Consider the following 12,843-nt stretch of genomic DNA (forward strand, 5'->3'; position numbering starts at 1 on the left):
ATAGCCCGGCGGCGCGTTCGTTGCACATGACCGATCTCATCCTCGAGGTGATCCGCGAGGGCGGCTATCTCGGCATCTTCCTGCTGATGGTGATCGAGAACGTGTTTCCGCCGATCCCGTCCGAGGTCATCATGGGCTTCGGCGGCGTGCTGGTCGCGCGCGGGGACATGGCGCTCGTCCCGCTGCTGGTCTTCGGCACGCTCGGCACCGTCGTGGGCAACCTGTTCTGGTACTGGCTCGGTCGGCGCTGGAGCGAGGCGCAATTGCGCGCCTTCATCGACCGGTTCGGGCGCTGGCTGACCTTCGAATGGGACGAATTCACCCGTGCGCGCGATTTCTTCCGCCGGCACGGCGACTGGATCGTCTTCGTCCTGCGCTTCTCACCCGTCCTTCGCACGATCATCTCGCTCCCCGCGGGCCTCGCGGGCATGGGTTTCTGGCGGTTCTGCCTGTTCACCTTTCTCGGTTCGCTGATCTGGAACGTGCTCCTGATCCTGGGCGGCGCGGCACTGTCCGGCCTCATCGAAACCTACGAGGATGTCGCCAGCCTCGCGATCATCGTCAGCCTCGCGCTCGGCGTCGTGTGGTACATCTGGCGGGTGGTGACCTGGGAACCGGCCGAGCGGCACGGCGGGGGCGAGGACTAGGCCTTCTTCGCCCGCGGATGGGCGAGGCGGTAATTCTCGAGCAGGCTCGCCGCGTCGACCCTGGTGTAGATCTGGGTCGAGCCGAGCGAGGCGTGGCCGAGCAGTTCCTGCAGGCTGCGAAGGTCGGCGCCCGCGCCGAGCAGGTGCGTCGCGAAACTGTGGCGCAGCGCGTGCGGCGTCGCGCTGTCGGGGAGGCCGAGCGCGCGCCGCGCCCGGGCCGTCGCCCGCTGCACCATGCCGGGCGACAGCGGCCCGCCCTTCGCCCCGCGGAACAGCGGCTCCTTCGCGGAGAGCGGCCAGGGGCAGGCGGCGGCGTATTCGGCCACGGCGTCGCGGGTGATCGGGAGGATCGGAACCACGCGCTGCTTGCCGCCCTTGCCGGTGACCTGGAGCGTTTCGCCGAGCGGCACGTCGCGCCCCTGCAGGGACAGGGCCTCGGCAATGCGAAGGCCGCTGCCGTACATCAGCAGCAGCACCGCCCGGTCGCGCGCGCCGATCCAGTGCTCGCGCGCGCTGTCCCCGGCAAGCTCGGCGAGGTTCGCCGCGTCGTCGGGCGTGACGGGGCGGGGCAGGCCCTTCCTGAGCCGCGGCCCGCGCAGGCGCGGGGGCGCCGGGTCGGGATCGCCGCTTTCCGCGCGGGCGAAGGCGATGAAAGCCTTGAGCGCCGACAATTCGCGCGCCGCGCTCGCATTGGAGATTCCGCCCGCGCGCCGTGCGGCGAGGTGGCGGCGCAGGTCATGCGCCTCGATCGCCGCGACCTGTTCGAAGGCCGAAAGGTCGCGGGCGTGGACGAGCCGGCTCGCCGCGGCGACATAGGCGCGCACCGTGTGGGGCGAGCGGCGGCGGCTTTCGGCCAGGTGGCGCCGCCACGCGCCGAGCAGGTCCGCCGCGCTCACGCCGTCACCAGCGTATCCGCGACGAGTTCGCCCAGCAGCGCGTCGAGCAGACCCCTGCCGCCCGGCGCTACGCCGATCCGGGCCCCCTCGGTCCAGACCAGCTTCAGGCCGGCGAGGCGGGCGAGCGCCCGTTCGTCCACGAGATCGCCCCGCGCCATGCCGAAACGCGCCGCCAGTGCAGCGAGATCGACGCCCTCGGTCAGCCGCAGGCCCATCAGCAGCGCTTCAGCCGCCTGTTCGCCTGGCGCAAGGGCGCGCTGTTCGGCAATGCCGTGGCCGCGTCCGGCGACAGCGCCGAGATAGTTCTCGGGTTTCCGGTGCCGCACGGTCGCGAAGCCGCCGCGCCGTCCGTGCGCGCCCGGCCCGATTCCCGCGTAATCCGCGTAGCGCCAATAGGTGAGGTTGTGGCGGCTTTCTTCGCCGGGACGGGCGTGGTTGCTCGTCTCGTAGGCGGGAAGGCCCGCCGCCGAGGTCATGGCCTGCGTGAGATCGAAAAGTTCGGCCGCTTCGTCGTCGTCGAGCGGTTCGAAAACGCCGCGCCGCACATCCGTCGCAAAGCGCGTCCCCGGCTCTATCGTGAGCTGGTAGAGCGAGAGATGCGAGGTGCCCAGCGCCAATGCCCGCGCCAGCTGTTCCTCCCATTCGCGCGGAGTCTGGCCGGGCAGGGCGTAGATGAGATCGAAGGTCACGCGCGCGAAATGCGCCTGCGCCACCCCCAGCGCCGCCAGCGCCTCGTCCGCCCCGTGCAGCCGCCCGAGCCAGCGCAGCGTCTCGTCCTCGAGCGATTGGAGCCCAAGCGACACGCGGTTGATCCCCGCCCCCGCGAGCCCCGCGAAATTGGCCGCCTCGACCGAGGAGGGATTGGCTTCGAGCGTGATCTCGATCCCCTCGGCAAAGCCCCACAGGCGCTCCGCCTCCGCCAGCAGCGAGGCAACGAGCGCGGGCGGCATGAGCGAGGGCGTGCCGCCGCCGAAGAAGATCGAGCCGAGCCGTTCGCCCCCGCTTGCCGCCGCCTCGGCGCGCATGTCGGCGATCAGGGCCGCCTGCCATTCCCCGTGGTCGACACTGCTGCGGACATGCGAGTTGAAGTCGCAATAGGGGCATTTCTTCGCGCAGAAAGGCCAGTGGATATACAGGGCTCGGGCCAAGGGGCGGGCGCTTTCAGGCTTTGGTAAGATCGGGTGTTCCACCATGTAGGCGATGAGACTGCGCGCGACAATTCTGGCGGGCTGCGCCGCGCTCGCGGCGGCGATGGGCGTTGCCCATGCCGGCGAGGGTTCGGCACGGCGCGCGCCCTCCGCCGAGGCGGCGTGGCTCGCGGCGCACAACCGTGAACGCGCCGCCTTCGGCAGCGCCCCGCTCGCCTGGAACGCGGCGCTTGCTGACGAGGCCCGCGCCTGGGCGGCGCGGCTCGCACGGGAGAACGTCCTGCGCCATTCCGCCCGCCACGAGCGCGGCGGCACGGGCGAGAACCTGTGGATGGGCAGCGCGGGTTACTATTCGCCGTCCGACATGATCGCCGCCTTCACCGGCGAGAAGCGGCATTTCCGCGCCGGAACCTTCCCCCATGTCTCGCGCACCGGCAACTGGGCCGATGTCGGGCACTATACCCAGGTCGTATGGGCGGACACGCGCGAAGTCGGCTGCGCCGCGGCGCGCGGTCCGCAGTTCGACGTGCTGGTATGCCGTTACTGGCCCGCGGGCAATGTCATGGGCGAGCGCATCGCACCCGCCCGGCTCGCCGTTCGCTAGGCGTCGAACTGGTCCGCGACGAGCTTCGCGAAAGCATCGGCGCGGTGGCTGATCGCGTGTTTTTTCTCCGGCTCGATCTCGGCAAAGGTCATCTCGCCGCCCTCGGGCACGAAGACCGGGTCGTAGCCGAAGCCCATGTCCCCGCGCGGCGGCCAGGTGAGCGAACCGGCGCAGCGGCCCTCGTAGACCGCCTGTTCGCCGTCGGGCCAGGCGATCGCTAGGACGCAGTGGAACGCGGCCGAACGGTCGGTTCCGGGGCCGTGCGCCTGGAGCATCCCCTCGACCTTGCCCATCGCCATGTACCAGTCGCGCCCCGGATCGCCTTCGAACCATTGCCGCTCGGCCCAGTCGGCGGTGTAGACCCCGGGCCTCCCGCCGAGCGCGGCGACGCTGAGCCCGCTGTCGTCCGCAAGCGCTGCAAGCCCCGCCGCCGCGCTCGCGGCGCGCGCCTTGATCAGCGCGTTCTGGACGAAGGTGGTCCCAGTCTCGGGCGGCTCTGGCAGGCCGAGCGAACCGGCCGAGATGCACGTGATCCCGTAAGGTTCGAGCAGCGCGGAAATCTCCTTGAGCTTGCCCGGATTGTGCGTCGCGATGACGAGCGATCCGCCGCCCAGCCTGCGGGTCATTTCACCGCTTCCCTTTGCGCGGCGAAGATTTCATCGCAGCCCATCCGCGCGAGCCGCAGCAGGCGCAGCAGGCCTTCCTCGTCATAGGTCGCGCCTTCCGCCGTCGCCTGCACCTCGGCGATCCGGCCGCCGTCGATCAGGACGAAATTGGCGTCGGCGTCCGCGGCCGAATCCTCGTCGTAGTCGAGATCGAGCACCGGCGTTCCCCGGTAGATCCCGCAGGAGATCGCAGCGACCTGCGCGGCGACCGGGTCCTCCCTGATCTCGCCCGCCCGGATGAGCCCGTCGACCGCGAGCCGCAGCGCGACCCAGGCGCCCGAAATCGCCGCGGTGCGGGTGCCGCCATCGGCCTGGATGACGTCGCAATCGAGCGTGATCTGCCGCTCTCCGAGTTTCCTCAGGTCCACCACGGCGCGCAGCGACCGGCCGATCAGGCGCTGGATTTCCTGCGTGCGGCCCGACTGCTTGCCCCGCGCCGCCTCGCGCTGCCCCCGCGTATGGGTGGCCCGCGGGAGCATCGAATATTCGCCCGTGACCCAGCCTTCGCCCTTGCCCCGCATCCACGGCGGGACGTTGCGTTCGACGCTGGCGGTGCACAGCACCCGGGTGTCGCCGAAGCCGATCAGGCACGAACCCTCGGCGTGCTTGGTGAATCCGGTCTCGATCGTGATGGCGCGCATTTCGTCGGGCGCGCGGGAAGAGGGGCGCATGTCTGCTCCTGTGATTTCGCTGCCCTGCGCGCTTGGCGCAATCGCGGCGCCGCGGCAAGCGGGGCGTCCAAGACAAATTGAGTTTCGGCGCGCTTTTACCTAGCTAGGCCCCATGTCATCGCCTCCGATCACCGAACTCAGCAACCGCGCGCGCGAGATATTCCGGCTCGTCGTCGAAGGCTATCTCGACAGCGGGCAGCCGGTCGGGTCGAAAACGCTCGCCGCCGACGGGACGCTCAAACTTTCGCCCGCCTCGATCCGTTCGGTGCTGGCGGACCTCGAACGCCTCGGCCTGCTCGCCGCGCCGCATACGAGCGCAGGGCGAATGCCGACCGATGCCGGGCTTCGCATCTTCGTCGACGGGATGATGCGGATGTCCGAGCCGACCGAGGAGGAACAGGCCCGGATCGAAGCCCGCCTCGCCGAAAACGGCCCGGTCGAACAGGCCCTGCAGCAGGCGAGCGCGCTGCTTTCCGACCTGTCGGGGGCGGCGGGCATGGTGCTGGTGCCCGCGCGGGAACAGCGGCTGGCGCAGTTCAACCTGGTCGATCTCGGGCAGGGCCGGGCGCTGGCCGTGCTGGTGGGGGAGGACGGCGGGGTCGAGAACCGCGTGATCGAGCTGTCGGGCGCGCTCGATCCCGGCAGTCTCGACCGGGTGAGCAATTACGTCACCGCGCGCCTCTCGGGGCGCACGCTGGCCGAGGCGGCGCAGGCGATGCGGGCCGAGATCGAGGCGGGCGAAAGCCAGCTCGATGCGGCGAGCCGCGATCTCGTCGAACGCGGGCTTGCGGTGTGGAGCGCGGACAGCGAGCAGCGCCCGGTCCTGATCGTGCGGGGCGCGGCCAACCTCCTCGACGAGGCCGCGCTCGAGGATCTCGAACGGGTGCGCTCCCTGCTCGAGGACCTCGAGGACAAGCAATCGGTCGCCCGCCTGCTCGAAAGCGCGCGCGAGGCCGAGGCGACGCGAATCTTCATCGGCTCGGAGAACCGCCTGTTCGGGCTTTCCGGTTCCTCGGTCATCGCCTCGCCCTATCGCGACCGCGAAGGTCGGGTGCTGGGCGTGCTCGGGGTGATCGGGCCGACCCGGTTGAATTACGCGCGCGTGGTCCCCATGGTGGATTTCACCGCGCGGTCGCTGGGCCGGCGCATCGCCTGAAACACATCACCCAAGTCACATCAAACGCAGTCTGGAACCACCTGGAAATGAACGAGAACGACAAGCCGCAGGACGAAGCGGCCGAGGCCGAACTGAAAGGCGTGCCCGAGGAATTCCTGAAGGATTCGCCGGGCGATGACGCGGACGGGGAAAAGCGCGAGGCAGTGGGCAAGGAGAGGGGCGAGGACCTGTCCGAAGTGATCGCGCAGCTGAAGAACGATCTCGAGGCGGCGAGGCAGGACGTGCTCTATGCCAAGGCCGACACCCAGAACGTGCGCCGCCGGATGGAGAAGGACATTCAGGACGCGCGCAACTACGCCGCGACCGGCTTTGCCCGGGACATCCTGAGCGTCGCCGACAACCTTGCCCGGGCGGTCCAGGCGATCCCCGAATCCCTGCGCGAGGACGACAAGATGAAGGGCCTCGTGACCGGGATCGAGGCGACCCAGCGCGAGCTCGAAAAGGTGTTCCGCAGCCACGGTATCGAGCGTGTGCCCTCGGTCGGCCTGCCGCTCGACCCGAACCGGCACCAGGCCATGATGGAAGTCCCGACCGACGAACACGAACCGGGCACGGTCGTGCAGGAGATGCAGTCGGGCTGGATGATCCGCGACCGCCTGCTGCGCCCGGCGATGGTGGGCGTGGCGAAAAAGCCGGACTGAGCAATCCGCGTCGCGGGCCGAGGAACCCGCGCATGATCCTGTCCGTAGGTTATCCGAACAGGGGGGCCGTTACGGAGAGACCAACATGAAGGAGTTCCTCATCGCACCCGCGCTCGCCGCGAGCACGCTGGCGCTCGGCGCCTGTGCCGACAACTACGCCGCCGAAGGCGGGCTCGCGGGGGCTGCGGCCGGAGCCGGCGTTGCCGCGGTTACCGGCGAGAATATCACCACCTATGCCCTCGGAGGCGCCGCTGCGGGAGGCCTCGCGGGCTATTTCGTCGACAAGAACGACGAGTGCGACGGCTACTACCGGGACGAATATCTCGACGAGGACTGCTTCGGGGAGCCCGGCTATCCCGACGATCCGCGCTCCTGAGGCGCTTCAAAGGGTCGCACCCGGGAAACGGACGAGGACGTCGTAGGCGGACCTGTCCGCGACCCCGGCCAGCTTCACCCCGCGCCGCAGCAGGAAGGCGTGGCGCACGATCTCGGCCTGCTGCTCGATCCCGTAGGAGGTCAGCGGGCGGCCGGGCTTCAGCGCGTAGTCGTAACGGCAGAAGGGGTGGCGGTATAGCACGAGATACCAGCTCCCTTTCGTGCGCGTCTGCCAGACATGGGTGAGTTCGTGGATGAGCAGCCCCTGCCTGAACACGTCCTCACGCGCGAAATCGTCGCAATAGGCGCTGCCTTCCGGATGGAAATGGAGATGGCCGCGCGGGGCCATCGTCACCTTGCGTGGCTGCAGGGGAAACCACTTGCGCCGCCGGAGCTCTATTCGCGAATAATCGAGCGCATCGCCGAAGATGCCGCGCGCCAGTTCGACCTCGCCCGGCGTGAGCGGGCGGGCCGCGCCCCTGGGGCAGGCGGGCGGGGCCGCGTGGCCGCCGTTTCCGCCCGCAACCCTCGTCAGCGTTCTTCCCCGGCCGCGCGCACCTCGGCGTCGAATTCGTGCGTGGCCCCGCCCGCGAAGACCAGCGTCACCCTGGCCGTGCTGCCGGGGGCGATCGCCTCGGACGGCTCGAACACCATGACGTGCTTGCCGCCCGGCTCGAAGGCGACTTCGGTGCCCTTGGTGAGCGGGATAGGGTCCGCCGTGTTCATCTGCATCCGCCCGTCATATTCCATCACGTCGTGGACGTCGGCATCGCCCGCGCCCTCGACCCTGGCATCGCGGATCGTGATGCCCTTTTCCCCGTCATAGGCGAGGTCGAAATAGACCGCCGCCGGGTTGCCCTCGACCGGAGCGAGGACGAGCCGCGCGTCGGAAATCTCGATCCCGGCGACCGTGCCCTGCGGCGCCGTTTCGGCAGGGTCGTCGGCCTCGCCCTCGCAGGCGGCGAGCGGGAGGGTGGCGGCGAGCAGCATGAGCGCGAAGCGGGTTCTCACAGCATTCGAATTCACGTCGGTTTTCCCCTTTGTCATGGGCCGAACGCCCTAGAGCTGCCCATGCCTTGTGCCAAGCGAAACCGCTCCTATATCCCGCCAAGAATAGAGCCGCCGTGGGCCTTGCCGCTTCATGGGAGGTGCGAATTGGCGGTGTCCAACAACCAGCTATGGATGGGGTTAAAATGGGTAAAGTAATCGGTATCGACCTCGGCACCACCAATTCGTGCGTCGCCGTGATGGATGGGGGCAAGCCCAAGGTCATCGAAAATTCCGAAGGCGCGCGCACGACGCCCTCGATCGTCGCCTTCACCAAGGATGGTGAGCGCCTGATCGGGCAGTCGGCGAAGCGCCAGGCAGTGACCAACCCCGACAACACCCTTTTCGCGATCAAGCGGCTGATCGGCCGCCGTTTCGACGATCCCACGACCAAGAAGGACATGGAGATCGTCCCCTACACCATCACCAGGGGCAAGAACGGCGATGCCTGGGTCAAGGCCGGCGGCGAGGAATACAGCCCCTCGCAGATTTCCGCCTTCATCCTGCAGAAAATGAAGGAAACTGCCGAGAGCTATCTCGGCGAGACGGTGACGCAGGCGGTGATCACCGTCCCTGCCTATTTCAACGACGCGCAGCGCCAGGCGACCAAGGACGCAGGGCAGATCGCGGGGCTCGAAGTGCTTCGCATCATCAACGAACCGACCGCGGCCGCGCTCGCCTACGGCCTCGACAAGGAAGACGGCAAGACCATCGCCGTCTACGACCTCGGCGGCGGCACCTTCGATGTCTCGATCCTCGAGATCGGCGACGGCGTGTTCGAAGTGAAGTCGACCAATGGCGACACCTTCCTCGGCGGGGAGGATTTCGACAACGCGATCGTCGAACACCTCGCCGATTCCTTCAAGAAGAAGGAGAACATGGACCTTCGCAAGGACAAGCTTGCGCTCCAGCGGCTCAAGGAAGCGGCGGAAAAGGCCAAGATCGAACTGTCGAGCTCGGCTTCGACCGAAGTCAACCTGCCGTTCATCACCGCGCGCATGGAGGACGGTTCGTCCACCCCGCTGCACCTGGTCGAGACGATCACCCGCTCCGACCTCGAAAAGCTGGTCGACGGGCTGATCCAGCGCACGCTCGATCCCTGCAAGAAAGCGATGAGCGATGTCGGCGTTTCCAAGGACGACATCGACGAGGTGATCCTTGTCGGCGGGATGACCCGGATGCCCAAGGTGCGCGAGACGGTGGAGAAGTTCTTCGGTTCGAAACCGCACACCGGCGTCAACCCCGATGAAGTCGTGGCCATGGGCGCGGCGATCCAGGCGGGCGTGCTGCAGGGCGACGTCAAGGACGTGCTGCTGCTCGACGTGACCCCGCTTTCGCTCGGCATCGAGACGCTGGGCGGCGTGTTCACCCGCATGATCGACCGCAACACGACCATCCCGACCAAGAAGACCCAGACCTATTCGACCGCCGAGGACAACCAGAACGCGGTGACGATCAAGGTCTACCAGGGCGAGCGCGAGATGGCCGCGGACAACAAGCTGCTCGGCAATTTCGATCTCGTCGGGATCCCGCCGGCGCCGCGCGGCGTGCCGCAGATCGAGGTGACCTTCGACATCGACGCGAACGGCATCGTCTCCGTCAGCGCCAAGGACAAGGGCACCGGCAAGGAGCAGACGATCAAGATCCAGGCCTCGGGCGGCCTTTCGGACAACGACATCGAACAGATGGTGCAGGATGCCGAGAAGTTCGCCGAGGAGGACAAGAAGCGCCGCGCCCTGGCCGAGGCCCGCAACCAGGCCGACAGCCTCGTCCATGCGACCGAAAAGCAGCTCGAGGAGCATGGCGACAAGATCGACGCCGGGCTCAAGACCGAGATCGAGGGCGCCATCGGCGAGGTGAAGACCGCGCTCGAGGGCGATGATCCCGACGCGATCAACGCCAAGAGCGAGGCGCTGAGCCAGCTCGCGATGAAGATGGGCCAGGCGATCTACGAGAAGGAGCAGGCCTCCTCGGCCGAGACCGGCGATGCCGGGGCCGAGACGGCTGCGGATGCCTCCTCGGGCGACGAGGACGTGGTCGACGCCGAATTCTCCGAGGTCGACGAAGACAAGAAGGGCTGAGCCCCGATGGAAAGCGCCCCGCCGCCGACGCCGCTCCGCAAGGACCGGCGATCGGCGGCGGGCCTTTGACGGGGGATCAGGACCGCCATGTCCCAGACGAAGATCGACTATTACCAGACGCTCGGCGTGTCGCGCGATGCCGACGGCGCCACGATCAAGAGCGCCTATCGCAAGCTCGCGATGAAATTCCACCCGGACCGCAATCCGGGCGATGCCGAGGCCGAGGCGAGGTTCAAGGCCGTGGGCGAGGCCTATGAATGCCTCAAGGACCCGCAGAAGCGCGCCGCCTATGATCGCTACGGCCACGAGGCCTTCACCCAGGGAATGGGCGGCGGTTTCGGCGGGGGCGGCTTCGGCGGCGGCCATCCGGGCGATTTCACCGATATCGGCGACATCTTCGAAACCATCTTCGGCAGCGCCTTCGGCGGCGCGCGCGGCCCCCGCACCCAGGCGCGGCGCGGGGCGGACCTGCGCTTCGACCTCGAGGTGACCCTCGAAGACGCTTTCCACGGCAAGTCGACCGAGGTCGAGATCGAGGTCAGCCAGTCCTGCGACACCTGCGATGGCACCGGCGCGACCCCGGGCACGGGCGAGCGTCAATGCAACCTGTGCGGCGGCATGGGCGCGGTCCGTGCGAAACAGGGCCTTTTCGTGGTCGAGCGTCCGTGCCCGACCTGCGCCGGGCGCGGCGTGGTGATCGAGGATCCGTGCAAGGCCTGCCTCGGCGAAGGCCGGGTCGACCGGCCCCAGGCGCTGAAGGTCGACATTCCTCCCGGGGTCGACACCGGCACGCGCATCCGCCTGACGGGCAAGGGCGAGGCCGGTCAGCGCGGCGCACCCCCGGGCGATCTCTACATCTTCATCCACGTGAAATCGCACGACCTGTTCGAACGCGAGGGCACGACTCTCGCGACCCGCGTGCCGATCAGCTTCACCACCGCGGCGCTCGGCGGCTGCGTCGAGATCCCTGACCTCGACGGTTCGACCAACCGGATCGACATTCCCGCCGGGATGCAGTCGGGCAAGCAGCTGCGCGTGCGCGGTGCCGGGATGCCGGTGCTGCAGGGCCGCGGGCGGGGCGATCTCGTGGTCGAGATCATGGTCGAAACCCCGACGAGGCTGACCCGCAAGCAGAAGGAAATCCTGCAGGCCTTCCGCGAGACGGAAACCGGCGACGAATGCCCCGAGAGCCGCAGCTTCCTGTCGAAACTGAAGGACGCTTTCGGCGGCTGAGCGAGCCCGGCGACCGCTCTAGCCTCTCTTATTCACGGCGATGCGGTTGGGCGCCTCTCGGCGCGAGCTTGACGCCACTGCTGCGTGCGGCGGCGTAGAGCGGGCGTGCGGCACCGCTGGCGTCTGTTTCACCGCGCTGTGATCGATGGGCTTTTCTGGTTGAAGGACTTGGCTCGGGGTTTCTGCGGCACTGCCGCGCCCGCTACGTCGGCGCAGGCTTGAGCGCGAGAACGATGGCACGCATCAGATCGGCATCGGGGCACGCAGAGGCGAACGCTACGCGGATTCGGGTGGCGCTTTCCATGACGCGGGCAGCAACCTTGAGCAGCCGCAGGCGCAGGGTCGTAAACTCGGCTTTTGCCAGAGCGGTGGTCTTTGGGATCGCCTGCTGAACGCGCCACAGCAGCCAGTAGGCAGCGGTGTGCAGGATCAGGCGCATCTGGTTGGCGTTCGCCGACCGGCACGAGGTGCGGTCACTGGCCAGCTGGGTCTTGTGCAGCTTGATCAAGTTCTCGGCCTGCCCGCGCGCACAGTAGAGCGTGTCATAGATGTATTCAGCCGAGCCTTGGGTTAGCGATGTGACGACATAGCGGATATCCATGCCCAGCGTGCTGGCCTCGATCCTGGCGACGACGCGGCGCTGGCGGTTCCAGCTCTTCGCGCCGTAGCGGGTCTCGGCATAGCTGCGCAGGACCGGGAGTTGGCACTCGGCGCGGCGGACCGCGCAGGCATCGGCGGCAGTGACGATAACCGGATCAGCGCGCAGCGCGGCGTTGGTCGGCAGACCGAACACGTAATCGACATGGGCCGCCTCGCAGAAGGCCATGACCTCGGGCCGTCCATAATGCCCGTCACCGCGGATGGTGATGTGGGTATCAGGCCAGTGGCGGCGAAGATGGCGCACCAGACGCCGGATATGCCCTGCCGCCTCCTTGCCAGAAGGCGTCTTGCCCGTGCGCAGCAGCATCGCCACCGGCCGGCCCGTTGCCGTGTCGTAGACATGGATCGGCAGGAAGCAGCGCTCCCCATGATGTCCGTTCCAGAAGGAGAGTTGCTGATAGCCGTGCACGACGTCGCAGGTGTCATCGATATCCAGCGTCACCGCCGCCGGCGGAGTGGGGTAGCTGGCGCAGTAGATGTCGATCATGATCCCCAGCATCTTTGCCAGCTCGCGCGTGCTCGGCGCATTCTCCCAGCGGCTCATCGTCGGTTGGCTGGCCAACCCCGCACCCGATCCCGGCAGCTTGCCCAGCGCAAGGCGGAAGCCCGGATCATCGCGCAGAGCGTCGAGATCATCGGCATCCTCATAGCCGCAGGCGATCGCGAACATCCGCGCGCGCAGGATATCTTCAAGCCGATGAACCACCCGAGCAGGATCGCGCGGATCGGCAATACACGCCGCAAGCCGCTGGCAGAGCCCCATCATGCGCTCGGCCTGAGCCAGCACCAGGACCCCGCCATCCGAGGTCAGCCTGCCGCCGTCAAACGCAGCTGTGACCTTCTTGCCGCGCACTGCTGGAAACGAAAATACGGACGCGCTATCATCGCATCCGGCGGGTGTGGTCTGTGGCATATTTTGCCCCGTTGCAGGTCTGGCTTAAGCAACCACATTCCTACAACAATGCAAATGCTTACGCCACTCCCGCCAACCCGTCAGA

14 protein-coding genes are annotated in these 12,843 nt (G+C 68.0%); 7 read left to right on the top strand and 7 right to left on the bottom strand.

Annotated features, from left to right (window positions below; genetic code table 11):
* Positions 1 to 26 precede the first annotated feature (26 nt).
* A complete protein-coding gene (locus BLU08_RS03320) occupies positions 27 to 647 on the top strand; it encodes a DedA family protein (protein ID WP_090195260.1) in 621 nt (206 codons plus the stop codon).
* Here the strand turns inward: BLU08_RS03320 and BLU08_RS03325 are convergent.
* Positions 644 to 1,543, bottom strand: a complete 900-nt coding sequence (locus BLU08_RS03325; protein WP_090195263.1) for a tyrosine recombinase XerC — start codon at positions 1,541 to 1,543, stop codon at positions 644 to 646. The two genes, BLU08_RS03320 and BLU08_RS03325, sit on opposite strands and share 4 nt — an antisense overlap.
* Positions 1,540 to 2,691 (bottom strand): radical SAM family heme chaperone HemW, encoded by a 1,152-nt coding sequence (gene hemW / locus BLU08_RS03330; RefSeq protein ID WP_172800971.1) that lies wholly within the window; start codon positions 2,689 to 2,691, stop codon positions 1,540 to 1,542. Before hemW ends, BLU08_RS03325 begins: the two co-directional genes overlap by 4 nt.
* Before the next feature lie 52 nt (positions 2,692 to 2,743).
* On the opposite strand from hemW, the gene BLU08_RS03335 reads away from it, so the two are divergent.
* Positions 2,744 to 3,295 (top strand): CAP domain-containing protein, encoded by a 552-nt coding sequence (locus tag BLU08_RS03335; protein ID WP_090195269.1) that lies wholly within the window; start codon positions 2,744 to 2,746, stop codon positions 3,293 to 3,295.
* Here the strand turns inward: BLU08_RS03335 and rdgB are convergent.
* Together rdgB and rph are read right to left on the bottom strand one after the other, a co-directional pair.
* Positions 3,292 to 3,921: an RdgB/HAM1 family non-canonical purine NTP pyrophosphatase gene (gene rdgB / locus BLU08_RS03340; protein ID WP_090195273.1), complete on the bottom strand. Its 630-nt coding sequence runs from the start codon at positions 3,919 to 3,921 to the stop codon at positions 3,292 to 3,294. The genes BLU08_RS03335 and rdgB overlap by 4 nt on opposite strands.
* Positions 3,918 to 4,631 (bottom strand): ribonuclease PH, encoded by a 714-nt coding sequence (gene rph, locus BLU08_RS03345; RefSeq protein WP_090195276.1) that lies wholly within the window; start codon positions 4,629 to 4,631, stop codon positions 3,918 to 3,920. The genes rdgB and rph overlap by 4 nt, the downstream gene beginning before the upstream one ends.
* Positions 4,632 to 4,743: 112 nt before the next feature.
* Between rph and hrcA the strand changes: the two genes are divergently transcribed.
* The 3 genes from hrcA to BLU08_RS03360 all read left to right on the top strand — a co-directional run bounded on the left by hrcA (position 4,744) and on the right by BLU08_RS03360 (position 6,825).
* On the top strand, positions 4,744 to 5,787 hold the full coding sequence (gene hrcA, locus BLU08_RS03350) for a heat-inducible transcriptional repressor HrcA (RefSeq protein WP_090195282.1): 1,044 nt from the start codon (positions 4,744 to 4,746) through the stop codon (positions 5,785 to 5,787).
* Positions 5,788 to 5,834: 47 nt separating this feature from the next.
* Positions 5,835 to 6,449 carry a nucleotide exchange factor GrpE gene (gene grpE, locus BLU08_RS03355; protein WP_090195285.1) on the top strand — a complete coding sequence of 205 codons (615 nt, stop codon included), beginning with the start codon at positions 5,835 to 5,837 and terminating at the stop codon, positions 6,447 to 6,449.
* An 85-nt stretch (positions 6,450 to 6,534) separates the two neighbouring features.
* The gene (locus BLU08_RS03360) at positions 6,535 to 6,825 is read left to right on the top strand and encodes a glycine zipper domain-containing protein (protein ID WP_090195289.1); all 291 of its coding nucleotides are present in this window, start codon (positions 6,535 to 6,537) and stop codon (positions 6,823 to 6,825) included.
* Positions 6,826 to 6,831: 6 nt separating this feature from the next.
* On the opposite strand, the gene BLU08_RS03365 is transcribed toward BLU08_RS03360, so the two are convergent.
* Both BLU08_RS03365 and BLU08_RS03370 read right to left on the bottom strand, forming a co-directional pair.
* Complete coding sequence (locus tag BLU08_RS03365; RefSeq protein WP_090195291.1) at positions 6,832 to 7,266, bottom strand: vgr related protein; 435 nt, start codon at positions 7,264 to 7,266, stop codon at positions 6,832 to 6,834.
* Positions 7,267 to 7,355: 89 nt separating this feature from the next.
* Positions 7,356 to 7,850 (bottom strand): copper chaperone PCu(A)C, encoded by a 495-nt coding sequence (locus BLU08_RS03370; RefSeq protein ID WP_233996066.1) that lies wholly within the window; start codon positions 7,848 to 7,850, stop codon positions 7,356 to 7,358.
* A gap of 167 nt (positions 7,851 to 8,017) precedes the next feature.
* Between BLU08_RS03370 and dnaK the strand changes: the two genes are divergently transcribed.
* Both dnaK and dnaJ read left to right on the top strand, forming a co-directional pair.
* Positions 8,018 to 9,952: a molecular chaperone DnaK gene (gene dnaK, locus BLU08_RS03375; RefSeq protein WP_090195298.1), complete on the top strand. Its 1,935-nt coding sequence runs from the start codon at positions 8,018 to 8,020 to the stop codon at positions 9,950 to 9,952.
* A gap of 87 nt (positions 9,953 to 10,039) precedes the next feature.
* Complete coding sequence (gene dnaJ, locus BLU08_RS03380) at positions 10,040 to 11,185, top strand: molecular chaperone DnaJ (protein ID WP_090195301.1); 1,146 nt, start codon at positions 10,040 to 10,042, stop codon at positions 11,183 to 11,185.
* Between the two features lie 202 nt (positions 11,186 to 11,387).
* Here the strand turns inward: dnaJ and BLU08_RS03385 are convergent, their stop codons facing one another.
* Positions 11,388 to 12,758 carry an IS1380 family transposase gene (locus BLU08_RS03385; protein WP_090193770.1) on the bottom strand — a complete coding sequence of 457 codons (1,371 nt, stop codon included), beginning with the start codon at positions 12,756 to 12,758 and terminating at the stop codon, positions 11,388 to 11,390.
* Between the last annotated feature and the right edge of the window lie 85 nt (positions 12,759 to 12,843).

It is taken from the genome of Erythrobacter sp. HL-111 (assembly GCF_900105095.1).
Classification (GTDB): domain Bacteria; phylum Pseudomonadota; class Alphaproteobacteria; order Sphingomonadales; family Sphingomonadaceae; genus Erythrobacter.